We start from the raw sequence: 25,136 nt of genomic DNA, 5'->3' as shown, positions 1-25,136 counted from the left end.
CATAGGCAGACACGCGCCACGTTTCATTGGCGGGCGCATGGGGGACAAACGGACGCACCAAGGTAAGCGTGCGCTCCGCAGCAAGGGGTTCCGTTTAGAAAAAGTCGATTGAAGGGGAGCGCATGAGCGCTCTCCCGACCCATATACACCACCGCGTTTCGATTCAGAGGATACGTATCGTGCGGATTGCATGCATGGCAGCAGCATTGGCTTTGGCATTGGGTGGCGGCAGGGCGTGGGCGCAAGGTGGCGCTCCCGCGGCTGCGCAGAACATCCTAGTAAGCGGGGTACCGGCATCGTCACCGGATATCCAGAAGATCGTCGACGGCGAATATCAGAAAGCAGCGGCTACAGCCGGCAATGCAAACGCGCTCACGCATGCGCAGTTGCAGGCATTGGCTGATCGCATCACTGCAGCATTGAACAAGGCCGGCTATCCACAGGCACATGCCTATTTAGCCGACCAGTTCGTTACTTACAGTTTTGGAGCGGGCGCGAATGCAGCTAGCAGCGGTAATGCCGAAGCTGCCGCCAGCGCGGTGCCCGCAGCCACCGCAGCAGGCACCGCTGCTTTGGCCTCGGCGCCGAGCGAGAGCGGCGTAGTACCGCCAGTGAAAGAGCGCGAAGGCAACGCAGCAGCGCAGCGCATCGCCGTACGCGGTTTTCACGTCGATGGCGTGGGTGATCATCCCGATGCGGGTATCACGTTCGACACCATCCAGGCGATGGCCGATGCGGAGTACAAGAAGCTGGGCGGCAGCGCCGACCAGCCGGCGATGCTCACGTTCGCGCAGATGCAGGGTGTGGCGGACAAGGTTACCGACCGTTACCGTAAAGCCGGCTTCATCTTGACCAGCGCATTCCTACCAGCGCAGACGATCGGCAATGACCAGAAAGTACAGATCCAGATTCTCGAAGGTCGCGTCGGTCGCATCATCGTCAAAGGCAACAAGCGTTATTACGCCAGCGTGATCGCTGCACCTGCCCAGCAGCTCAAGGGTGAGCCGCTGCAAAAGAGCACGGTGGACTCGGCACTGCTGTACGTGCGCGATCTGCCGGGCGTATCGGTGGCGTCGACGTTCCAGCCGGGTCGTCAGACCGGCGACACCGATCTGGTGATGGTGGCGCGCGAAGCGCCGATGCCTTTCACGTTCACCACCGGCGCTGATAACTACGGCACGCCGCTCACCGGGCGTTATCGCGTGCAAGGCGGTGTCACCTGGAACAGCCCGCTGGGTATTGGCGATACGTTGTCGGCCAATGCGAACTATGCGCTCGACCCGAACCAGAACGCGTATGGCTCGCTCAACTACACCGCGCCGCTGGTGGTGGTGCCCGGTTTGAGCATGACTCTCGGCGGCACGCGCAGCCAGTTGCAGATCAGTTCCGACGGCTTTGCGGCGCTGAAAGTGCGTGGCCCGACGACCACGTATTACGCCGGCAGTGATTGGAAGTTCATCAATACCGACGACATGAAGATGCAGACGTCGCTGCACGTGATCCGCGAGCAATCGAAGTTGAGCACGCTGGGTCTGCAGTTGTCGGACGAGAAGTTCAACCTGCTCGAACTTTCCTATGCGATGAACCATACCGATCGACGTTTCCAAGGCGTCGATCTGTTGCAGGTAAGCGTGCGCAAGTCGCTGGACGACCAGACACACGATCCGGATCTAGTCAGCCCCAAACACGCGCACGACTTCACCGTGGCAAAGATCGGCTACACGCGCTTGCAGTTCCTCACGCAGTCACAGCGTCTGTATTTCAAGTTCAACGGTCAATGGACACCGGATGCGCTGGTGCCGATGGAGCAGTTCGTCATCGGCGGTCCGGACAGCGTGCGCGCCTATCCCATTGCCGATGGTTTGACGGATCGCGGCTATTACACATCGGTTGAATACCACGTGGATGCACCGGGTTTCGGCAACGTCACCTCGCCGTTCTACGCCAGACCATGGCGTGAACTGTTGGAACTGGAAACTTTCTTCGATTACGCGCGCGGTTTCGCGGCTGGCGCGGATCTGCACGGCACGCCACCGGTCAATTTCAGTGGCTGGGGCGCTGGTTTCATTTTCCGCCTGCCGCAGTTCCACCACCTCGAATTCCATCTGGACGGTGCGATTCCGCTTGGCAGTCAGCAAGCGACGGACCGTCACGGATACCACGTATACGGACGTATGGGCTTGACGTTTTGATGGAGGCAATCATGAACACGAATACTGGCAAACAGCTGCACGTGTCGCGTCACTCGAATGGACTGCCGGCCCTGCGGCGCAAATTGCTCCCGGCAAGCCTGTTGTCCTTGTTGGGTCTTTTCGCCTTCGGCGGCGAAGTATGGGCAGGCGGGCATGTGGCGGCGAACGCCACGCCCACTGGCGGCGCGATCGTCGGCGGCAGCGGCTCCATTTCGCAGAGCGGCGCCAACACCACCGTCGTACAGAATTCGCAACTGCTGGCATTGAACTGGCAAAGCTTCAACGTCGGCGCGAACGCCTCGGTGCTGTTCAAGCAACCATCGTTCACCTCGGTAGCGCTCAATCGCATTCTTGATCAGAACCCCAGCCAGATCTTCGGCCATGTCAATTCCAACGGCCAGATCTTCCTGATCAACACGCACGGCATCATCTTCGGTGCCGGCTCGCAGATGAATGTGGGCGGTCTTGTGGCGAGCACGCTGGATCTCACACCCAGCGACTTCCTTAAAAACCATTTCAACCTGGATGCGCACGGCAGCAGCGCTGGCATCGTCAACCACGGCACCATCGAAGCGGCCAGCGGCGGTTCGGTCAGCCTGATTGGCGGACAGGTAGAGAATGACGGCCTGATCGTCGCCAACTACGGCCACATCAATCTCGATGGCGCCGATCGCGCCGTGCTCGATTTCGACGGCGATGGCCTGATCAATGTGCAGGTCACCGGTGAACTCCAAAAACGCCTCAACACCGACGAAGCCGCCGTCACGAACAAAGGCAAGCTACAAGCGGACAGCGGCACGGTAGTGCTGCAGGCCTCGGCAGCGAAGGACCTGTTCACCAACCTGGTCAACAACACCGGCGTAGTCAGCGCGGGCGGCATCACCACTCGCGGCGGCAAAGTGCAGCTGATTGCCAGCGGCGGCAACACGGTTACCAGCGGCACCATTGATGTGTCCGGCACGCAAGGTGGCAGCGTGCAGGTGTTGTCCGACCATGGTGTCGACGTCAGCGGCAATGTGAATGCTTCCGGCACGAACGGCGGCGGCAGCATTCGCGTGGGTGGTGGTTATCAGGGCGGGGAAGGGCTGCAGACTGCCAACGCCACTTATGTGGCGCCCACCGCGACGTTGAATGCTGATGCCACGCAGACAGGTAATGGCGGTTCAGTGGTGGTATGGGGCAACCAGGTCAATAATTTCTACGGCAATATCAGTGCGCGTGGTGGTGCGTTGGGCGGTAACGGTGGATTGGTCGAAACGTCCTCGCATTACGGGCTCAACTCGCAGGGCAACGTGGATGCGTCGGCGGCTCATGGTACGGCGGGTACATGGTTGCTGGATCCCTACAACGTCACCATCCAGACAGGTGGTTCGACGTTCACCAATCCATTCACGGCTACCGGTACCTCTACGATCAGCCCGACCGGTATCAATGCTGCGTTGACCGGTAACACCAATGTGTTCGTGTTCACCAATACCAGCAGCAACGGCACAGATCACGGTGACATTACGCTTGCCAGCGGGACGAACATCACTGCGGCTGGCGCCGGTTCGCTGTATCTGGAAGCGGCTGGGAGTATTTTTCTCAACGGCAACATCTCCGCCGCTAATAGCGGCACGCACTCGCTGAATGTCAATCTGTGGGCGGATTACGGTGGCTCGGCGACGGGCGCCACGTACAGTGCGGGTACCAATTGCACCACGGCGTGCACAGTGCAACTGCAGAGCGCCAACATTGCCACCAATGGAGGCAATGTCGATATCGAGACCAATGGTCTAGTCAGCCTTAGCAGCACGTCCAGCATCAGCACAGGCGGTGGCAACGTAAAGATCGGAGACGCAACCACTGGCGCCGTCGGCAGTCTCAGTGTCGACAGTACGTCCAGCATCGATACCACCGGCGGCAACGGTAACCTTGCCGTTATCGCCAGTTCTGGCATCAATGCGGCAGGCGCGCTGACCATTGGTGGCACCACCTCGCTTACGGCAGGTGCGGGTGCTATTTCGGCAATCAACAGTGGCAATAACTTTGCCGGTAATGTTTCGCTGAGCAATAGCGGTGCCAATGACGTCGCTGTAAGTAACGACAGTAATGCGCTGACATTGGGCAATGTGGCGGTCGGCACCGGCGCGCTGACGCTCACCGGCGTCGGCATCACGCAAGCGTCCGGCGCCATTACGCAGACGGCGAGCGCCGGAACGGCCTCATTCAATGCAGGGGCGGGCGTCATCACTCTCGGCAGAGGCGGCAACGACTTCACGGGGGCGGTGACGCTGAGCAACAGCGGCGCCCACAACGTCACCGTGAACAATGGCAGCAATGCGCTGACGCTGGGCAATGTGTCAGTTGGCACCGGCACGCTGGCGTTGACGGGCGTCGGCATCTCGCAGGCGTCCGGGACTACCGCCACGCAGGCGGCGAGTGCCGGAACGGCCTCCTTCACTGCCGGGGCAGGCGTCATCACGCTTAACAACAGCGGTAACGACTTCACTGGGGCGGTGGCATTGAGTAACAGCGGTGCCAACAACGTCGCTTTAAGCAATGGCACTAACGCGCTGAAGGTGGGAAATGTGTCGGTCGGTACCGGCACGCTAACGTTGACTGGCGTCGGTATTACGCAAGCTTCGGGTACTGCCATCACGCAGGTGGCAAGCGCCGGAGCAGCTTCCGTCAATGCGGGAGCGGGCGTCATCACGCTCAACAATGGCGGCAACGATTTCACAGGGGCGGTGGCACTGAGCAACAACGGCAGCCACAGCGTCACCGTGAACAACAGCGGCAATGCGCTGACCTTGGGTACGGTGTCGGTAGGTGGCAGCTTCGACGCGATTAGCACAGGCGGTATTACCCTTACGCAAAACGTCGCTTCGGGGCTAGGACAGACGTATGACGGTCCGGTGATTGTAGGTGCCAATACCTCGCTGAACAGTTCTGGCGGCGGCAATGTGGTCTTCAACAGCACGGTGGACGGCGGGTTTGGCCTCAATGTAAGTACCACCGGCACCACCACGTTCAATCAGGACATTGGCGATACAACACCATTGGCGTCGCTGAATGTCAGCGGCGCCACCAGCTTGAACAACAACCTTAGTAACGTCAGCACCACAGGTAGCCAGACCTATGCCGGAGGGTTGACGCTCAGCGAAACAGGAACGAATACGTATTCGCTTTCCGGCAGTACGGTGTACCTGAGCGCGGGTGTCAGCGGCGGTACCGGCACCAGTTCACTGGGCATTACCGGCAATGCGGTCTTGGGTGGCACTTCGACGCTGGCCAGCGTGTCGGTTAGCGGAACGACGCAGTTGCAGGGCACGGTCAGCAGCACCGACGCGCAGACGTACTCGGGTGCTGTGACCTTGACTGGCAATACCACGCTCACCAACACCGGGTCGAGTGGTGTGATTAGCTTCGGCTCTACCGTGGACGGTGGCTACAACCTCGGTATTACCAATTCGAACGACGCAGTTAGTTTCGGTGGTGCGGTAGGCAGCCTCACGTCATTGGCTTCGTTGACGGTGAACGGCAGCGGCGGCGTTACGTTAGGCGGTAATGTCACTACCACCGGCACCCAGAGCTATACTGGTGCACTGGCCTTGAGCAGCGCCAACACCACCTTGGCAGGCTCTCTGGTGACGATCAACAATGCGATCAATCAATCCGGTGAAAATCTGACTATCGCAGGTAACGCGGTGCTGAGCAGCACCAGCATGGAAAATCTCGCTTCGCTGAGCGTCAGCGGCACATCGACGCTGGATGGAATTGTCACTACTACCGGCGGCACGCAAAGCTATACAGGTGCGGTAACACTAGGCAGTTCAGTGAGCAGCCTTGCCGCCGCAAGTACTACGTTTACCAATGGAGTAAGTGGCGGTAAAAGCACCGGGGTCACCCTTTTCGGCGCTGCTACGTTTGGCGGCACCTCATCGCTTACCGGCTTGAGGGTAACCGGCGCTGCGCTGCTGCGAGGTGACATCACTACTACAGCGCATTCGCAAACGTATACTGGCGCAGTAACGCTCGGCAATAACGTGACGCTGACCAGTTCAGGTTCTACAGGCGGTATTTCTTTCGGCAGCACGGTGGATAATGCCGCGACCACACGCGAGTCGTTGACTGTGGATGCGCCGAACGGGGCTGTAAGCTTTGCGGGCGCGGTAGGCGGCAGCAGCACCAACGGCCCGCTGAACGGCCTCAATGTGCAAGGTGGCAGCTTCAGTGCTAATACGCTAAATATCGGTAACGGCGGTTTGTCGGTTGCTACCTCCGGAACGATCAACCAAGCTGGTGGCTTTACGGTAGCGGGCACCAGCAGCTTCAATGCTGGCAGCAATGCCATAACACTCAACAGCGGAGCGAACGATTTTGCTGGGGTGATCAGCCTGAGTGGTAGCGACGTCAGCTTGGTCAACAGCGTGGCGACAGAGCTTGGCGCGGGTACGGAAACAGGCAGCCTCAGCGTAACGAGCACTGGCGCCATCTCGCAAAGTGGTGGGTTGAGCGTAGGCACTACCAGCAGCTTCGTAGCGGGCACCAACGCGATCACGCTGAATAATGCCGGGAACAATTTCACCGGGGCAGTTAGCCTGATCAGCGGTGCAGCGTCGCTCACCAATCAGCTGGCCACACAATTGGATACCAGCGTCGTCAGCAGCTTGACGGTTAACAGCGGCGGCGTGATCAGCCAGACAAGTGCCGGTGTTTTGACGGTGAGCGGCACCAGTACCTTCAGCGCGGGCAGCAATGCGATCACCTTGAACAATGCCAATGCGCTCACCGGAGCGGTGAACTTCGCAGGTGGTAACACTTCGCTTACGAACACGCTTGCCACACAGCTGGGGACAAGCACGATCACCGGTACGCTCGATGTTTCAAGCACCCTCGGCGCTATTACGCAAAGCGGTGCATTGACCGTCGGCGGTACTAGCAGCTTCAGCGCGGGTCTCAATGCGATCACGTTGACCAACGCGGGCAATGCTTTCACTGGTGCGGTTTCACTGATCGGTGGTACCACGCAGCTCACCAACAATAGTGCGCTGATTCTGGGTGATAGCTCCGTGAGTGCGCTTACCGTCATCAGCAATGGTTCTATTACTCAGGACGACAGCAGTGGCACGACTGGATTGAGCGTTACCGGCGCAGCGAGCTTTACGCAGAACAGTAGCAATCACGACATCGTGCTCGATAATTCGGGCAATAATATCCTGGGCGCGGCCAGCTTCGTTGCGGGTGCGCCGATCCGTAATCTGTCGTTCACCAATGCTGCACCGCCTTCCTCTTTGACACTGCCCGCGAGCGTGGGCGGCAATCTCGCCATTGACTACGTCAATGGCGTGCTGGCAGTGCCAACGACAATCGTTGTCACGGGCGCGCTGGATCTTACTGCGGGGGGCGGCATTACCCTCAACGGCACCGAAACTACGGGGGGCGCACAAACCTATCACAGTGCCGTGACCTTGGGCGGGAGCTCCACACTGCAAAGCACTGCTGGCGGCAACATCAATCTCGCGCAGGGTGTTGGCGGATCCACTTACGCTCTCGCGCTCGATACCAGTGGCGGCGTGACGATCGGCGGCAGCTTGCCCACCCAGCTCATGGGGCTAACCAGCAACGGCGGCAGCTTCAGCAGCGGCGCGTTGAGCATCGGCACTAGCGGACTGTCGATCTCTACGGCCAGCGGCCCGATTACTCAGAGCGGCACTTTCTCGGTCAACGGCACCAGCACCTTCAATGCCGGCGGCAATACCATCACGCTGAACAACGGGAGCAACAACTTTACAGGTGCTGTACTGTTGACAGGTGGTACTACACAAATCAACAACGGTACAGCGCTGACGCTTGGCAGCAGCACGATCCATGGCAATCTGACTGCAACTGCTCACGGCGCCATTACGCAGGCTGGATCTTTGACGGTAACCGGTACCAGCAACTTCACCGCTGGCAGCAACGCGATCACCTTGACCAGTGCGAGTAACGCTTTCACCGGTGCCGTAACGCTGACGGGCGGCGCCACGCAGATCACCAACAGCACCGCGCTTACGCTTGGCACGCTCAACACCGGTGCCTTGATCGCGGCTAGCGGTGCCGGTTTAAACCTGGGCAGTGGCACAGTGAGCGGTACGCTCACTGCATCGGGTGTTGGTTTGATCACTCAGAACGGCGCGCTCACGGTGAACGGTGCGGCCAGTGTCACGCAGAGCGGTAGCGGGCAGGACGTGCTGCTCGGCAACACCAGCAACCAGTTCAAGAGCACTGTGAGTTTTGCGGGTACGCAGATCAAGAATCTTACGTTTGCGAATGCGTATGCCACTTCGAGCAGCGGCCTGACATTGCCGGCCAGCATCAGTGGCAACCTTACGCTGATTTACCCCAATGCGGGCCTGATGTTGCCGGGAACCGCAGTAGGCGGCACATTGGACGTCACTGCCAACGGCATCACCATCAATGGCAATGAGACCACTGGTGGCGGGCAAATCTACAACGGTGCGGTTACGCTGGGTAACGATGCCACGTTGCATAGCGCAGGCAATGGCGACCTCACCTTTACTTCCACCATTAATGGCACCCATGCACTTGTGCTCAATACGAGCGGCAACGTCACATTAGGTGGCGCGGCAACTCTCAACGGCCTGACCAGCACCAGCAATACCTTCAGCGGTAGTGCGTTGACGATCGGCAGTGGCGGTTTGTCGATCACTACGACAGGCGGTGCGATCACTCAGACCGGCGCATTCGCCGTAACGGGCAACAGTGAGTTTAATGCAGGCGGCAATGCGATCACATTGACTAACGGTGGTAACAATTTTGTTGGGGCAGTAGCGTTGACCGGTGGCACCACGCAAATCAGCCAAGGTTCGGCATTGACACTGGGTGCGATGCACACGGGATCGCTGACGGTGAACAGCCAGGGCGATCTGAATCTAGGCAGTGGTTCGGTTAGCGGTGATCTAGCAGCAACCAGCAACGGTGGCGCAATCAGCGAGAGCGGTCCGTTGTCGGTCAGCGGCAACAGCACGCTCAATGCAGGCACCGCAGCGATCGCGTTGACCAATGCCAGCAATGCGTTCGGTGGAGCGGTTAACCTCACTGGTGGCACCACGCAGATCACGGACAGCGCAGCACTGAACTTGGGCACATTGAATACGGGTGATCTGACGATCACCAGCAGTGGCAACTTGAATCTCGGCAGCGGCAACATTGGCGGCAACTTGGTGGCGACCAGCAATGGCGGCGCGATCAGTCAGACCGGTGCGTTGTCGATCGCCGGCACCACAGCACTCAATGGTGGTAATGGAGCGATATCGCTTACCGATAGCGGCAACACCTTCACGAGCGCAGTCACGGCGACGGGCGCGGGTGTGGCGTTAAATGATGCTGGCGATCTCACCGTCGCTTCGCTTACCGATAATGCCAATGGCAGTGTCGCATTGACCGCAGGCGGCACGTTGACGGCTTATGGCATCAGTGCAGGCAGCGGCAATATCGCGCTGGCTTCCAACGGCGGAACGCTGTCGACCGGCGGCGCGATCAGCGGCGGTAACATCTCGCTGACGGGTGTGAACGGTATTACCTCGACCAACAGCATCACCGCGAGTGGTTCGCTGACGATGACCAGCGCGAATGGTGCGATCACCAGCTCGGGTGGTCTCAGCGCAGGTGCGCTGACTGGATCATCGGCGGGTGCTACCGTGCTCAGCGGTACCAACACGATCGGCACGTTGGGTAGTTTCAATGCGAATGGCTTCAGCTTGAGCAACGGGCAGAGTTTGACCGTAGCAGGGCCTGTGACTGGCAATGGCAGCACGACGCTTACCGTTACCAGCGGTGATCTCTCTCTCAGCGGTTTGGTGAGTGGCTCCGCCACCGCGTTGAACGCGGCAGGCAATATTAACGAAGGCAGTAGTGGGGGCATTGTCGCCAGCACGTTGTCCGGTGGCGTCGGTGGGTCGGCCAGCTTGAGCAGTTCGGCCAACCAAATCGGCACGCTGGGTAATTTCAGCGCTTCGCATTTCACTCTGCTGGATGGTCCCGCGTTGACGATCAACGGCACCGTGAATGGTGGCACCAGTACCGCCATCACCGTCAGCAACGGCGGTCTCACCATCAATGGCGCTTTGCTCGGCAGCACTACGACCTTGAATGCTGCCGGAGCTATCAGCGAGGGCGGCGGCAGCATTACTGCAGGTACGCTCAGCGGCGGTGCGTCTGGTGCCGCGACGCTCAACGGCAGCAACCAGGTGGGCGCACTCGGCAACTTCAGTGCCAATGGGTTCAGCTTAACCGACGGGCAGGCGTTAACGGTTAACGGTTCGGTGAACGGCAATGGCAGCACCGCGCTGACCACTACCAACGGCGGTATCACCATCAACGGTACGGTGATCGGCAACACGGTGTCGTTGAACTCGGCGGAGGCGATCGGCGAGGGCAGCAACGGCATCCAGGCCGACACGCTGACGGGTAGCTCCATCGGCGCCACCACGCTCAATGGTGCCAATCAGGTGGGTACGCTGGGTTCGTTTACTGCGAACGGCTTCAGCCTGGCCGATGCGCAGGCGTTGACGGTGAGCGGTGCGGTAAGTGGCGGTAGCAGTCTCGCGCTTACTACCACCAGCGGCGATATCGCCATCAACAATGCTATCAGCGGCACTGCGACGAGCTTGAACGCAGCGGGCACCTTGAGCGAAGGTACTGGCGGCACAATCGCGGCGGCCACGCTTAGCGGCAACGCCGGCGGACTCACCACGCTCACTGGCTTGAACAAAGTAGGCACGTTGGGTGATTTCCGTTCGCTATCCGGCTTCAATTTCGCGGATGACCAAACGCTGACCTTGAGTTCCTTGAACGGCAGCAACTATGTGGTAGATGCCGGTACATCGACGGCGTCGATCTCGGTCACTCACGGCAACCTGTACCAGTCAGATCACACGTGGACGTATGACGGCAGCGGCTACTGGTCGTCGACGGGTGCGATTGGTACGCAGGCGAATCCGATCTATGTCACGGGTTTGACGACGCAGTATGTGCCGCTGGTTGGTGACCCGCCGGCGTACTTCTACGCAGTGGATCGGTTCGGCGACATTCTGTCGATCGTTGGCGATAGCGTGAACGTGCCGACCTCGCTGTTCTCCAGCCGCGCGCAGAACGTAAACAATCACCTGGATTCCTATATCGACGCCAGTGTGATCACTGCGAACTACCGCGCGTTTGGTATCGTGCCTTCCGGCATTTTGTTGCCGCCGGATCAGCAGAGTTGCCAGACGGGCGGTGGCACGGATTGTTCGGACGAATAAGCGAGGAGAGTGGATGCGCAGCGCACGTTGGTTGGTTTTACTGGGGTGCTGCGGCATGTTTGCCGCCGGTCATGCGCAGGCGCAGATTGCGCCTCGCCTGACCGGCGAAGCAGTGGTTGGCCGGCTCGATGCAATACGGCAGGAGTTGGCCGAGCGTGCAAGCAAATTGCACGACGATCGCCTCACCGCAGCAAGTGCACGCCTGGGCACGATGGCCGACGCGCTGCGCAAGTCGCTGGGCAATAAGATGAGTCAGCCAGTCGACATCATCGATGACAGCTCGCGCGTAGCAGTATGGCGTGGCGATGCGGCCGTCCAGCGCACACGCGCTTATCTCGATGCGGAGCCGGGGTGCCCAGGCAGCGACGCGAAGGCGATGGCAGATAGCTTGATTACCACCATCGACCGGCTCGCTACGGCATCGAGTTCATCGAAAGCTACGCCGGTGATCAGTGGCGTCGAAACCATCGATCATCGGCCGTTGTTTGCGTTGCATCCAGGCAGCACACCGATTGCCTTGGCGCTGGTCGGCACGAATCTCGGGGATCCGCAATGCGCGGATCCGCAAGTCACCGCCACCGACGAACAAGGCAAAGCCGTCGATGCGCAGCCGGTCATCACCGGCACGCTGCCGACACGTATCGAGCTGAAACTTCCGAACGGGGTAGGGAGCAAGTCCGGCACCTATCTGCTGCACGTGGTGACCAAGCACAAATCGTTTCTTATGGGCTGTTCTGCACAACCGGAAGCACTAGCCGTGCTGCAGGTGACGCAGCCCTTGCGCGTGATAGTGAATTACGAATTGACCGCAACGTGCAGCAATGGTCAACGCGTGCCTGTAACAGGTAGCTTGCCGGACGTCACAGCTTACGGCAGCACATCGTCACGACAGGTCGATGCTGCCGCATGTCCGGATCCATCGCGTTATGCCATCAGCGCCAAGGTGGCATTCGGCGATGGCAACAGCGCATCGGTGGGGCCGGTCGAGCAAAGTGCCACTGCGGATATCACGCTTGGCTTGCCTGCGGGATTTACATTGAGCTGGAGTCCGTCGACGCGTACGGTGTTTGTGCGGTCGGCAGCCAATATCTGCAAAGGTGTGTATTAACGCGCAGGTTGGGGTGCAAACCCCAACCTACAGATACCAGCGCGTTCTATTCCTCAGGACCTGAAATCACCTGCAACTCGCTCATACCACCCGGCGCCAGATCCTTCATCAGATCCACGAAGCTCAAGCCCACCAGGCGCTGTGCGCGGCGCAGCAGCAGCGGAATGGGGCTGGAGGGTTCGCAGCGGGCGTAGTAGTCGCAGATTTCGTCCAGTTTGCGAATCACATCTTGCGGCGTTTCGATACGACCGCTGGCAACTGGCGCTGTGCCGCCGGCTGATGTCGAGGTGGTTTCACCTTCTGCAACACCCGTGGCCTCCACAGTCTGCGGTGAGCGTTTGGCGAGTTGCGGCTCCAGAAATTTCTTTACTTCATAGACATCACTGAGCAGCGGCTTCAAATCCGGACCGGCCGTGCCGATGTGTTCGCTGAAAATGGTATCAATGGCTTTGATGTGATCGAACGCGGTGTTGATCGCCGCTACGTTCGCAGCGAGCTGCTCTTCTGGACAATCCATGCAGCAGGCTTCGATCTGGGTCATGCCAGGAAGCTCGGTGCCTTCCTCATCATCATTCGTGGTGATCTTGAGCGTGCCGTTGGCAATGCGCAGGTCGCGCAGTGAGAACCGTCCCAGCCGCACCGATTGCACGAAGGGCGTATTGCGGAAAAAACCGAGCATGCCTTGCAGGTCGGTGATGGCGGATACGGCATTGACCCGTGCGGTGGGGTCGTTGTCGTCTTCCGCATCCAACTGGGGATGCACGCTATCCCAGAAATGCTCCAGCAGGTTACGGGTCAGCTGCAGGCCGGCGCTAAAGCCGGGCATGCCGGTGGTACGCATCCAGGCGGTGGTCAGGTGCACTGCCACGCGAAGGTCCTTGGAACGCCCCAGCAACGCCTTCGCCTGACTGGAAACCTTGTCCCAGTCCGGCTCCTCGGCGGCAATCACGCTGTCGCCGACGGCGCGCTCGGCCTTGGTCGCCGCCAGGCGTTCCAGGGCCATGAAATCAGGGTCATATTCCAGATTCTCGCCGGTAGGCGAAGCCCCATCTAGGGGAGACAACAGCGACTCCAGAGCGTAGCTGGTCATAGGCGTAGCAGTCCTTGAGGTGGGGAAATCCTACCTCAATTGGATTGCATTGAGCGCCTGTTTTTTTACATGCACCGGAGGTTTTTGGGGAGGTTAGGTTGGGGTGTAAACACCCAACATTGCCATGTATGTGCAGGTGGTGATGTTGGGGTTTGCCCCCAACCTGCACGACCAGGCTTGTTGCGTCGGCGAATTGATATGGGTTGAATAGCGCATCCCCTTCGCCAGAGGCATGTGCATCATGCCGTACGAGCAACCCACAGTCCGTTCGGCTGCCATCATTGCGATGCATCTGATCGATATTGCCGATGCAATCGATCTGTCGAACGTGGAATTGCTGTGGGATCAGCAAAGACCTTCGACCAGCGTACGCAGCAAGCTTGGCAGCACACCGCCCAAGGCAGTGGCTTTCGGCGTTCCTCCGGTGCTATTGAAACTCGACCCATTGGAGCTACTGCTGCGGGGACAAATGTACCAGGCCGACGTCACAGCTAGGCTGTACGATTTCGGCGCTGTGGCTTTTTCGGTGCGGATTCCGGTTGCGTCATGCAATTGGGGGGCTTTTTCGCAGCGAGTGAATGCCGTAGATGCCCTCTTGGGGCCTGGCGCCGATAGCCTCATCTGGGGGCAGTTGCTGCAGCAGGTACGTGCGGCGCTGCTGCCCGCGTTGTCCAAGCCCACCACTGCTTCGCTGCACGAGGATTACCTGCTTGGCATCGTGCACGCGTTTGAGGAAACGGTGCCTGCCAATACGATGCATGAGCAGATCGATCTGGTGCCGTTGCTGTCGGGTGAGCAACGAACGCTGTCGGAGCAAGCGCGCAGGGACCTGCTGCAGCATCGCTTCTCCTACTACCTCGATGACCTGGTGGTATTGACCTGGGACCGTGCCTTCATCTACGAGCCGCGCGGCGATTCCGACGTGGCGGACATTCTCGAAGTCGCCAACGCGCAATTGCTGGAGATGCGCTTCTACGACGAGCTGCTCGACGCTGAATTGCCGCGCATGTACGACATGGTCGAGGCCGCTCATCACGCGGGTAATCCGCTGGCATCGCGCCGCTTCGCCGATCTGGCGCGCAAGCTGTATACCCTGGTGGCGGAAGTCACCGAAATTACCGAGAAGGTGGACAACGCGCTACAGGTCACCGAGGACGTCTATCTCGCCCGTGTTTACGCAGCGGCGCTGGATCTGTTCCGGGTCAGCCGCGTGAGTGATGCCGTGGACCGCAAGCTGGCGATCATCCGGGATACGTACGCCGCGCTTTATGAAGAAGCATCTGGCAAGCGTGCAGAGTTGCTGGAGTTGGCCATCATTGTGTTGATCGTGGTGGAGATCGTCATTGCCATACTGAGGCATGCGTAGGCTGGGGTGGCAACGCTGACATTGCCACGCATGTCTACGTTGCGAGTTGGGGTTTGCACCCCAGCCTACGCAAAATCATAAAAGACACTCCCTGGAAATCGTTGCGAGAATTTGCTCGACTTCCATGCTGTGCATTCCTGCATACGCGCGTGACCGGGAGGGTATTCATGAAAGCAGCTGTTCGGTTATTGAGCCAAAGTCTTGCCGTCACCACGCTGTTGCTTGCAACGAGTCATGCCTATGCCGGCGTCGATACGGAAGTCCAGGTCACCGTACACGCGGACAAGCCAGGGCCGGTGATCCATCCGGAGATCTACGGCCAGTTCGCCGAGCAGCTGGGGCGGGGTATCTACAGTGGCATCTGGGTTGGGGAGAATTCCTCCATTCCCAACATCAAGGGCTACCGCAAGGATGTGGTCGAGGCTTTGAAGGCGATCAAGGTGCCGGTCATTCGCTGGCCCGGCGGTTGTTTTGCGGATCAATACAACTGGCGCGATGGCATTGGCCCGCGTAACAAGCGGCCGATGCGCATGAACGCCTCATGGGGTGGGGAGGACGACAATCAGTTCGGCACGCAGGAATTCATGGATTTCGCGGAACTGATCGGCGCCAAGGCTTACCTCAGCATCAATGTCGGGACTGGCTCGCCGCGTGAGATGAGCCAGTGGATCGAGTACATCACGGCCGACGGCCACTCCGCCCTTGCCCAGGAGCGGCGTGCAAATGGCCGGGATAAGCCGTGGAAGCTCGATTACGTCGGCATCGGCAATGAGATGTGGGGATGTGGTGGTTCGATGCGCCCACAGTTCTATGCGGACGTATATCGCCAGTACGCCACGTTCGTGCATGCGCCCAGCAATGCACCGATATCCAGGGTGGCCAGCGGCGCCAACGCCGATGACGTTGGCTGGACCGACACGGTGATGTCAGTGGCAGGCAGCCAGATCGATGCCATCAGCCTGCACAACTACACCATTCCAACCGGCGATTGGTCGCACAAAGGCTCGGCCACGCAGTTCGGCGAAAGCGAATGGATGTCCACCATGCAGGGTGCGTTGCGCATGGACGAACTCATCGCCAAGCACAGTGCGGTGATGGACAAATACGACCCGAAGAAGCGTGTGGCATTGGCCGTGGACGAATGGGGCAACTGGATGGACCAGGACCCCAGTGCGGGCGACGCTGCGCTGTGCCAGCAGAACAGCCTGCGCGACGCGCTTTCTGCTGCGATCACCTTGGACATTTTCCAGGCACATGCAGATCGCGTGCGCATGGCCAACATCGCGCAGATGGTGAACGTGCTGCAGGCCATGATTCTTACGGACAAGGCCAAGATGGTGTTGACGCCGACGTACTACGTCTTCGACATGTACAAGGTGTTTCAGGGTGCCACTTCATTGCCGGTCGATGTGCAAGCGCCGGACTATCGCTACGGGAATGTCTCGGTACCGGGCGTCCATGCCGCGGCCGGGCGTGACACTACCGGCGTGGTGCACGTGGCGCTGGTGAATCTCGACCCGCATCGTGCCGAGACGGTTCACTTGCGCCTTGCTGGTATCGCGGGAACAAACATGCAGGGCAGGGTGCTGACTGCACCGGCGATGACTTCCATCAATACCTTCGACCATCCGCACATAGTGGAGCCGGCCGCGTTCAATCATGCCGCGATCAAGGATGGTGTGGTCACGGTAGCGTTGCCGGCAAAATCGCTAGTGGTTTTGGACATCCATTGAATCTGTGTAGGTTGGGGTTTTCACCCCAACCTACGATTGTCCTTTACAGACTATTGATATTGGATGGCGAACACGGATCGAGGAAAGGAGGAGGTGTGTTCGGGTTGTCTCTGACAAGCAATACGCTCTCGCCTTGGCCGCTGTTATAGCGAAGCGGGAAGTCCGCTTTCCGATCGTTGTTAGGATCCGCGGTGGTATCGATAATGAGCTTGCCAAGATCGTTGGCCGTTGTTCCTTTAGCCACCGTCTTCGGTTGCGCCAATTGCAGCAAATAGTCGAAAGACTGGTTATTGGCGAAGTTTTGATTTCCGTTGTAGACCTTCGATGGATTGAAGTTGAAATCCTGGGCCCCAGAACTGGTGTTTACGACGGAAGTGACCTTGTAGATCACGAACAGTCCGTTAGAGGATTGAGTGGTCGTATGCGGTGAGCCGGTCGGATTGCTGTCAAAGAGACTGCAAGTCGCGGATTGATTGTAATGAATGGTTACGGTGTTAGCGCAGCCAATCAAGGAGAGCGTAGTGGTCCCTACCATTGCAGCCAACATGATGCGTTTACCGAATGCTTTCATAGCTCATTACCTCCTCAAAGAGTGATCACGTAAAGTGGCTGAGCGGGGCGCCGATGCGCTCCGCACCTGTCAGGATGAACACCCGCGTGGTGTGTGCGCCCGATTTCGTTTGGCTGGGCGCGTGCTCGTCATCGGAGTCGTTTCGTGGGCCTGTCGACTCACGATCGTCCCGATGCAATTCCAGCAGACGTCAAGACTTCTCGCCGCACCGGCAGAGCCGGAATCCCCATGTGACTTGACGTAAATAGGCCGCGAAAGCGTCGGCTACATGGCGTGATGAAAGCGTCAACTTTTCAGCGTCGCAAATCGTCGGGCGTCAGGAAAATTAAATGACACGTCTATAGCTGACGCGTATTGCTTTGGCGATTATCAATCCACTCGTTAGAGCATGCACCCGAGCGCCGGCAACGTGAATTTCAATCGGTCGGATGCCAAGAGGCGGTGGCTGCTCCAAAGACCGCGGATGGCATGATGGTCGGTGGGCAGATTGAGTTTGTTTCAGACGGAATGTTGGGGAGGCGCCACAACCTGCGCTGCAACCCTCCCCTGCAAGCAGGGGAGGGAGCAACATGACACATCAATCGTTCGACGTGCCGTAGATAACACCACGTGCACCATTCGTTCCGAGATACACGGTGCCAAAGGTGCGCGGATCGCCGACAACCAGCGAGACGCCGCCCCACTGATGCTGCGCATCGTTGATCTGCACCCACGTCTTGCCCACATCGGTAGAGCGGAACAGCGCGGTGGTGCCGTTTACGGTGCCTGACACGTAAATAGTGGGATAGAACGCACCCGTCGCGGCCTTGCCGAAGCCAACCGAATTGGCCGACGTCACGGCGGACGCTGCAAACGCACTCCAACTCCAGCCGGAGTTGGTGCTGCGATACAAGCCGGCCGGCGTGGCGAGCCAGATATCGCCTTGAACCCCAGTGACGGTGGTCACCTGGCTCTTCTGCCATGAAGCCACCACCGGCAAATTGGTTGCCGAGGCATACCAGGTCACGCCCTTGTCGGAACTGCTGTAGAAGGTGCCGGTCGACGAATTCCATGCGTAGAACAGATTGCCGTTGGCACCATCCGACACCACCTGCACACCCTTGGGCAGCGCGCTCAACGTTGTCCAAGTCGTTCCGTTGTCGGTGGAATAAGCAGGCGTCACATCCGACGGTGCCCACACGATCGTGCCGCCGTCTGCAGAGATGGCTGCACTGCCGCCGCCATTGGTGGAGCCGGCCTGGTTTGCAAACGGCGTCCAGGTTGTACCGCCGTCACTCGACACCGCGCCGAACACGTTGTTACTGCCAGTACCGACACGCACGATCTTCGAAGGAAGATTTTTCGCGAAGTCGAGCCCGGTGCCGTTGGAGCAGATGGGATTGTTGTTTTGCTTCGCCGGAGCCTTGGCAAGGTTGGTATGGACGAAACCACAGACGTCGCCAAGACCGCTGAGCAGATGCGCACCGGCAGTAGGGGAGATCAACGTGATGACGGCGGTTTCCTCAATGTCGTTGGCGCCAACGCTCCAGTTCGTCGCTTGCCCGCTATCGATTGCGGTGAGGTTGCCAGTCTCCCAAATGCCGCCGCCGAAACCGTACATGGCATGCGCGGGATTGAAGGGATCGATGACTACTTCGCCCCAATTGCCGAACGCTGCTTGCGATTGGCCTTGTGTGATCCATGGCGACTCACTGGCATCGCGCGTTGCAGTGGCGCCCACGTCCACCCAGCTCGTACCGCCATTGGTGGTGCGATACATTGTGTCGCTCGGCCACCAGTGGTCCATCGTCATCACCACGACGGTGCCGGGCTTGGCCGGATCGATCGACAGCCCGCTGAAACCGGACGGATAGTTGTACTTGTCCGGCGGCGTGATGTTCTGCCACGTATTCAAGCCGATGTTGTACTTCCACACTTGCCCTTTGGTCATGCCATTGGGGCCGGCTGCGTTGCCGTAGGTGATGTACAAGGTGCCATCCGGTGCAATCAGTCCACGTTGCGCCATCAGTCCGGTCGGTCCGCCGCTGACCGGTGTCCAGGTCACGCCACCGTCTGAGCTCTTGTAAAGCGTCGACGTGGCCGTAGCGGTGGACACACCGGCGAAGATGGTTTTGGTGGCTGATCCCCTGATGCCCGACGGCTTGTAGAAAGCGACGAAGGCCACGCCCGCACCACTGCCATCGCTGGAAAGTGCGCCGAAGCCGTTCACCTTGCTCCATGTCGTGCCGCGATCGGAACTCTTCCACAAGCCGTTGGTGCTGGCCTGCGAGGAATCATTGGATGTGCCGTAAAACAGGATCGTTCCGAGATTCGGATCGACCTGGAGACGCTCGCCTGCGTTGCGCCCGTCTTCGTTGCCACCCGCGCGGAAACCCAGCGGATGCGAGGCAAATGTTTTTCCTTCATCGAACGATACGAGCACTGCACCATTGGCGCCCCAGGACTGCGTATACAAACCCGTGACCATGAACAGCATCTTCGGATTGTTCGGATCGATGGCGATGCTCTCGACGCCCATCCATTGCGAGTCCGACGGTGACACCCAATCGTTCAACGGCACCCATTTGCCGGTCGTCGATACATAACGATAGGCGCCGCCAACATCGGTGCGTGCGTAGAACAATCCAGGTTTCGCGGGGTGCGCGATGATGCCGTCGACATAGCCGCCGGCAACGATACGTACGTTTTTCCAGGCGTATGAAGGTGCTGTCGTGGTTTGTGCCGCAAGGTTTGCAACAGGTGATGCAGCAAGCAAGGCAAATGTGCCGTAAGCGAGCCCCTTGGCGATGGCTCGGCGTAAAATATTATTCATTATCCCCTCTCTAGGTTGGCAGTACTGCTCAAGTGCAGAACGTCGCCGTGGCGATCAAACGTTTCGTCGGACGGCGTTGCTCCGGTTTTCATCGCACCCGGAAAATCGCTTTTTCGATACCCGCTTGTTAAATGCCGCCGGCAATGTACGCCTAAATTTTTTGGACTGCCCTGTCCCATGAGGACAAGACCACGACGCACGCAGTCTTTCAAGAATCTGGTGCGGCACACAAAGAAAAATCGCAAGAAGGCTTGAGTGATTTATGGTGCGTAGGTTAGGTGAAGACGCCAACATGGCCATGCATGCATAAATCCTGATGTTGGGGTTTGCACCCCAACCTACGAACGGTGATTAACGCTTTCTTCTTCTACGCTGCGACACACTCCGCATTTACCTGCTTCGCGGAGGCGTCATGAGTCAGCGATTCGATGCTGTGGTCGTCGGGGCAGGGCAGGCCGGTCCATCATTGGCTGAGCGCCTTGGTAAATCCGGTCGCAAAGTTGCCGTGATAGAGCGCAAACTGGTAGGCGGCACGTGCGTCAATACCGGATGCATTCCCACCAAGGCCATGGTGGCAAGCGCGTATGTCGCGCAGATGGCGCGTCGCGCGGACAGCTATGGTGTGCTTGCCAAAGGCGATGTTCGCGTCGACATGGAGCGTGTTTGGACGCGGACACAAGGCATATCAGGGCAGTCGCGCAGCAATGTCGAAAAGTGGCTCGCCGGCATGCAAAACGTTGCCTTGCTGCGCGGACACGCCGTGTTCGAATCGCCGCGCAGCTTGCGCGTAGGCGATGAACTTATCGAGGCCGACGAGATTTTTCTCAATGTCGGTGGGCGTGCCGCCATACCCGATTTTCCTGGCATCGATACGGTCCCTTATCTGACCAACACCGGCATCCTTGCGTTGCGCGAGTTACCAAAGCACCTAGTGATCGTTGGTGGCAGCTATATCGGCCTGGAGTTCGGACAGATGTTTCGGCGTTTTGGCGCTGAGGTAACGATAGTCGAGCGCAGCGATCGCTTGTTGCCGCGCGAGGACCCCGAAGTCTCCGCAGCAGTAGTCGATATCCTGCAAAGGGAAGGCATCACCTTTCATCTTTCGGCGGAATGCATCGAAGTGCATGGCAAAGAGGGCGACGTGAATGTAGTAGCCAAATGCGCCAAGCCACGGCTGGAAGTGCGCGGGACACATCTTTTGCTGGCAGTAGGCCGCCGTCCCAATACGGATGAGCTTGGGCTGGAGAAGGCGGGCGTCGTCACGGACGAACGTGGCTATATCACGGTCGACGATCAATGTCGGACCAATGTGAAGGGCATATGGGCACTCGGCGATTGCAACGGCAAGGGTGCCTTTACCCATACTTCGTATAACGATTTTGAAATCGTCGCCGCCAATGTGCTGGACAGTGAATCCAGACAGATTTCCGATCGCATTGCGGCTTATGCGCTGTTTATCGATCCGCCGCTTGCACGCATTGGGCTTACGGAGCAAGAAGCGCTAAAGCAAGGTTATAAAGTGGAAATCGGCGTGCGGCCCATGACACGCGTCGGACGCGCGATAGAACGTGGCGAGACGCTCGGTTTCATGAAGATGATTGTGGATGCGGATAGCCAGCAATTGCTCGGTGCAGCCATTCTTGGCGTCAACGGCGACGAGGCCATTCACAGCCTGCTCGATGTGATGTACGCCAAGGCGCCTTATCGCACGGTGACGCATGCCGTCCACATTCATCCCACCGTTGCGGAGTTGCTGCCGACGGCATTGCAGAGTCTGGCGCCTGCTAAGCATGGGTGAAATTGATCAATATATGCCGTGATATTGAGGCTTTCACCGTCGCTGCAATCGGCGTTCCATTTGAGCTATTGGCAAACCAGTACAGGTATGCGGCTGCTCACCAGCACTTTTTGTGTCTCGCTGCCCAGTACCAGCCGGTTCAGACCGTGCCAGCCATGCGTGGCCATCACGATCAGATCGCAATGGTGCTCGTTGACCGCATCGAGAATGGCTTCATGTGGGTGATCGCCGAAAACGTAGCGGCATTCGCAGGGTATTTGTGCATCCATAGCCATGGCTTTGGCTTGGTCCAAGTAGCGTGATGCGCTTTGCAAGGCCTGGGTGCTGTAGCGTAATTCCGCTGCAGCAAGGATTTCGGTCATGTAGGCGATCGAATTGAACGGCGGCACCACATGCAGCGCCAGCACTTTCGCATCGATCGTGCGGGCCAGTTGCAGGCCGAGGCTGAAGGCGTGCAGCGACAAATCCGATCCGTCGATAGGTATGAGCAAATGCTGGAACGATGCATTCGGCAGCACGTTTTGGTCTTGCCAGCTTGTCACGGTTGCCATGGACATGAGTGGTGCCTCCGATGCACTTCGTGCTCAGTGCTGCATGAATACCGGTATATCGGCGTGCGCCATGACGTGCCGCGTTGCACCACCCAGCACACGCTCGCGAATGCGCGAGTGTCCGTAGGCGCCCATCACCAGAAGATCCGCGTGCGCGTCGTGTGCCTTGGCTAGAAGTGTTTCGCCTGCTTTGTCGGCGGGCACATGAATGTAATGCGGCTTGGCAGTGATGCCATGGTGCATCAGGTAGACGATGGGGTCGGGTTCGGCGACGCTGATCTGGTTGTCGTATGGCGTGCGCACTTCGCCGTTGATCAGGATTACTTCTTTGGCAAGCTTGATCAGCGGCAAGGCACTGTGCAGCGCGCGGGTCGCCTCGAAGCTTCCGTTCCAGCCGATCACCACGCGCTCGAACGAGACGGCCTGGTTCCATTGTGGCGGCAACACCAGGCACGGAATGCGGCTGCTCAGCATCGCTTCCCCGAGTATGTCGAATATGCGCACTTCGTCCACCATGTCGCGTTCCAGCACTGCCAGATCGTGCCACGCGCCGAGCTTGCGTAGCGTAGGTGCGATTGCCGTGCGCGTTACCGTCCATGACGCATAAAGCGCACCATGACTGCGGGCATAGGTCTGGAACGCCACGGCATCGTCCAGGCATTCGTATTCCACGTCGGTGAGCAGGCTCATTACCGTGGGTTCGGATTCATACGCACGCTGTTCGCGCAGGGCACCCGGCACATAGCAAGCGGTCACATTGAAGTGCCAGCGTGCGGCCATGTCGACGGCAGCCAACAGCGCAGGGCTCCACGGTCCGGTGGAGGTTGCCAGTGCGAGCACATCGTGGAATCGCAACGCCAAGGGTGAGGTGGGGTTGATGGTGCCTTTGGATTCTTGAGCAAGCATGAGTGGATCTTCCGCAAGTCGATGCCATATCGATCACAGGACCAGTGAATAGACCACTGTCCTTGGATCTTCTGGATGAAATTCGCGCTTGAAGCCTAGAAACGAGGCCAGTTCGTGCATGGGTTCGTTACCGGCATCGTCGATGGAGAACATCCGGGCAAACTTGTGTTTGCGCGCCATATCGATGAGGTGATGCATCAGCAGCACAGCCAAGCCGCGGTGGCGCCAGTTGTCGGCCACAGTAACGGCGCATTCGCATTGCTTGCCGTCTTGCGTGGCCGAATAGCGGCTGATGCCTATTTCTTTCAGCTTGCCTTCGTCGTGCGCAAGCGCCACAAAAGCCATGTCGTGTACATAATCCACATGCATCAGTCGATCGATGAGTTCTTTGCTCGGTTCCTTGAAGTCGCCGAGAAAACGGTAACGTCTTGCTTCGGCGGAGAGATTGCGGATGAATGCTTCCTCCAGCGGTCGATCGGCTTTGCGCAGCGGGCGAACGAGTACCCGCGTTCCGTCACGCAGCGATTCGATCCAGTGGTCACCTTCCAGTGCGGCAAGTGGCGTGGAGCTTTCGGCAAACGGTTGCTTCGTGTCGGGAGCCATGGCGAAGACCTCGCGGTAGTCATGTCCAATGGACGCATGAACTATTTAGCGCGCAGCAGATGACATGCGCTTGATCGCGGTCAAGTGCAGTGAAGGTTGCTGTCTGCATCTTCGGCGAGCGGCGTTGTTACAAACCGTTACAAACCGTTGCCAGTCGGAACTCTTGGCGCTACTGGCTGAGTCTAGAGTGAGCTCTACAGCGACCAGAGACTGCCTTGGGGACATCGTCATGACCGCGCTAGTATCCGCCGCCGTTGAAATGCCTGCCGGTAAACCTTATGCGCTGCTTGCATTGGCGAACGACGGTGGCATCGGTATGGACCTTGAGATGCTTCGCCAGCACGTGCCGATGCACCGTTGCAAGCACGCTGCGGGGCAGGGCATTTACCACGCCGGGCAGCCATTTCAGGCGATCTATCTGGTGCACGCCGGCTCCTATAAAACCTGCGAGCTGGCCGAGGATGGACGTGAACAGGTTACGGGCTTTCGCATGCGTGGTGATCTGATCGGCGTGGAATCGATCGGCCTAAAGACCTATTCCTGCGACGTCATTGCGCTGGAGGACAGCGAAGCTTGGGAGCTGCCTTATCCTGCTGTGTTACGCGCCTGTCTGCACGTGCCTGACGTGCAGGCTCGCATCACTGAAGCGCTCGCTGCCGAAGTTCGCAACGGCCGCTCATGGATGTTGATGTTCGGCACGCTTGCGGCAGAGCGTCGCGTCGCAGCCTTTCTGCTCGAAGTAGCCGCACGCTACGCTCGGCTGGGTTACAGCGCCAGGCACTTCATTCTGCGTATGAGCCGTATCGACATGGCCAGCTTTCTTGCATTGAAGCATGAGACGGTGAGCCGTGCGCTGTCGCGTCTGGACGATCTCAACTACATCAACGTGCAACGTCGCGAGGTGCGGGTATTGGACGTCGATGGATTGCGCTCGATGGCAGGTGTAGCAGTGAATTGATGGACGTTCGTAGGCTGGGATGACAATCCCAGCATTATCATGCATGCCTACAATGTTATGCTGGGATTGCATCCCAGCCTATGTATGGACTCGCCCCCTTCGTCAACCGCTTTTTTCATCCCCGAATGCCGGCTGCATCTATGTATGAGGCCTCACCAAGG

Annotated in this window: 13 protein-coding genes; 7 read left to right on the top strand and 6 right to left on the bottom strand. The window is 58.8% G+C overall.

The features are described from left to right. Positions 1-194: 194 nt before the first annotated feature. Genes QQJ86_RS00655 through QQJ86_RS00645 form a run of 3 tightly spaced genes read left to right on the top strand, consistent with a single transcriptional unit; the run spans position 195 to position 12,587 of the window. Entirely contained in the window at positions 195-2,192 is a 1,998-nt protein-coding gene (locus QQJ86_RS00655; RefSeq protein WP_284318960.1) for a ShlB/FhaC/HecB family hemolysin secretion/activation protein, read from the top strand. Between the two features lie 11 nt (positions 2,193-2,203). Continuing rightward, a complete protein-coding gene (locus QQJ86_RS00650) occupies positions 2,204-11,479 on the top strand; it encodes a filamentous hemagglutinin N-terminal domain-containing protein (protein ID WP_284318959.1) in 9,276 nt (3,091 codons plus the stop codon). Between the two features lie 13 nt (positions 11,480-11,492). Continuing rightward, complete coding sequence (locus tag QQJ86_RS00645; RefSeq protein WP_284318958.1) at positions 11,493-12,587, top strand: hypothetical protein; 1,095 nt, start codon at positions 11,493-11,495, stop codon at positions 12,585-12,587. A 46-nt stretch (positions 12,588-12,633) separates the two neighbouring features. Here the strand turns inward: QQJ86_RS00645 and tssA are convergent, their stop codons facing one another. Further along, the gene (tssA, locus tag QQJ86_RS00640) at positions 12,634-13,677 is read right to left on the bottom strand and encodes a type VI secretion system protein TssA (RefSeq protein ID WP_284318957.1); all 1,044 of its coding nucleotides are present in this window, start codon (positions 13,675-13,677) and stop codon (positions 12,634-12,636) included. Positions 13,678-13,918: 241 nt separating this feature from the next. On the opposite strand from tssA, the gene QQJ86_RS00635 reads away from it, so the two are divergent. After that, the gene (locus QQJ86_RS00635; RefSeq protein WP_284318956.1) at positions 13,919-15,043 is read left to right on the top strand and encodes a hypothetical protein; all 1,125 of its coding nucleotides are present in this window, start codon (positions 13,919-13,921) and stop codon (positions 15,041-15,043) included. A gap of 167 nt (positions 15,044-15,210) precedes the next feature. Further along, positions 15,211-16,776, top strand: a complete 1,566-nt coding sequence (locus QQJ86_RS00630; RefSeq protein WP_284318955.1) for an alpha-N-arabinofuranosidase — start codon at positions 15,211-15,213, stop codon at positions 16,774-16,776. Between the two features lie 43 nt (positions 16,777-16,819). Here the strand turns inward: QQJ86_RS00630 and QQJ86_RS00625 are convergent, their stop codons facing one another. Next, the gene (locus tag QQJ86_RS00625) at positions 16,820-17,347 is read right to left on the bottom strand and encodes a hypothetical protein (protein ID WP_284318954.1); all 528 of its coding nucleotides are present in this window, start codon (positions 17,345-17,347) and stop codon (positions 16,820-16,822) included. A gap of 577 nt (positions 17,348-17,924) precedes the next feature. Continuing rightward, positions 17,925-20,159, bottom strand: a complete 2,235-nt coding sequence (locus tag QQJ86_RS00620; protein ID WP_284318953.1) for a sialidase family protein — start codon at positions 20,157-20,159, stop codon at positions 17,925-17,927. 412 nt (positions 20,160-20,571) lie between these two features. Here QQJ86_RS00620 and QQJ86_RS00615 point away from each other — a divergent pair, with 412 nt between their 5' ends. After that, positions 20,572-21,957, top strand: a complete 1,386-nt coding sequence (locus QQJ86_RS00615) for an FAD-containing oxidoreductase (RefSeq protein WP_284318952.1) — start codon at positions 20,572-20,574, stop codon at positions 21,955-21,957. 65 nt (positions 21,958-22,022) lie between these two features. On the opposite strand, the gene QQJ86_RS00610 is transcribed toward QQJ86_RS00615, so the two are convergent. Genes QQJ86_RS00610 through QQJ86_RS00600 form a run of 3 tightly spaced genes read right to left on the bottom strand, consistent with a single transcriptional unit; the run spans position 22,023 to position 24,017 of the window. Then, on the bottom strand, positions 22,023-22,514 hold the full coding sequence (locus QQJ86_RS00610; protein WP_284318951.1) for a universal stress protein: 492 nt from the start codon (positions 22,512-22,514) through the stop codon (positions 22,023-22,025). Between the two features lie 27 nt (positions 22,515-22,541). Further along, the gene (locus QQJ86_RS00605; protein ID WP_284318950.1) at positions 22,542-23,414 is read right to left on the bottom strand and encodes a universal stress protein; all 873 of its coding nucleotides are present in this window, start codon (positions 23,412-23,414) and stop codon (positions 22,542-22,544) included. Between the two features lie 33 nt (positions 23,415-23,447). Beyond that, positions 23,448-24,017 (bottom strand): GNAT family N-acetyltransferase, encoded by a 570-nt coding sequence (locus QQJ86_RS00600; protein ID WP_284318949.1) that lies wholly within the window; start codon positions 24,015-24,017, stop codon positions 23,448-23,450. A 229-nt stretch (positions 24,018-24,246) separates the two neighbouring features. Here QQJ86_RS00600 and QQJ86_RS00595 point away from each other — a divergent pair, with 229 nt between their 5' ends. After that, positions 24,247-24,975 carry a Crp/Fnr family transcriptional regulator gene (locus QQJ86_RS00595; protein WP_284318948.1) on the top strand — a complete coding sequence of 243 codons (729 nt, stop codon included), beginning with the start codon at positions 24,247-24,249 and terminating at the stop codon, positions 24,973-24,975. Positions 24,976-25,136 lie beyond the last annotated feature (161 nt).

It is taken from the genome of Dyella acidisoli (assembly GCF_030160295.1).
In the GTDB taxonomy this organism is placed as follows: domain Bacteria; phylum Pseudomonadota; class Gammaproteobacteria; order Xanthomonadales; family Rhodanobacteraceae; genus Dyella_B; species Dyella_B acidisoli.
This window is presented reverse-complemented; position numbering and strand designations above follow the sequence as displayed.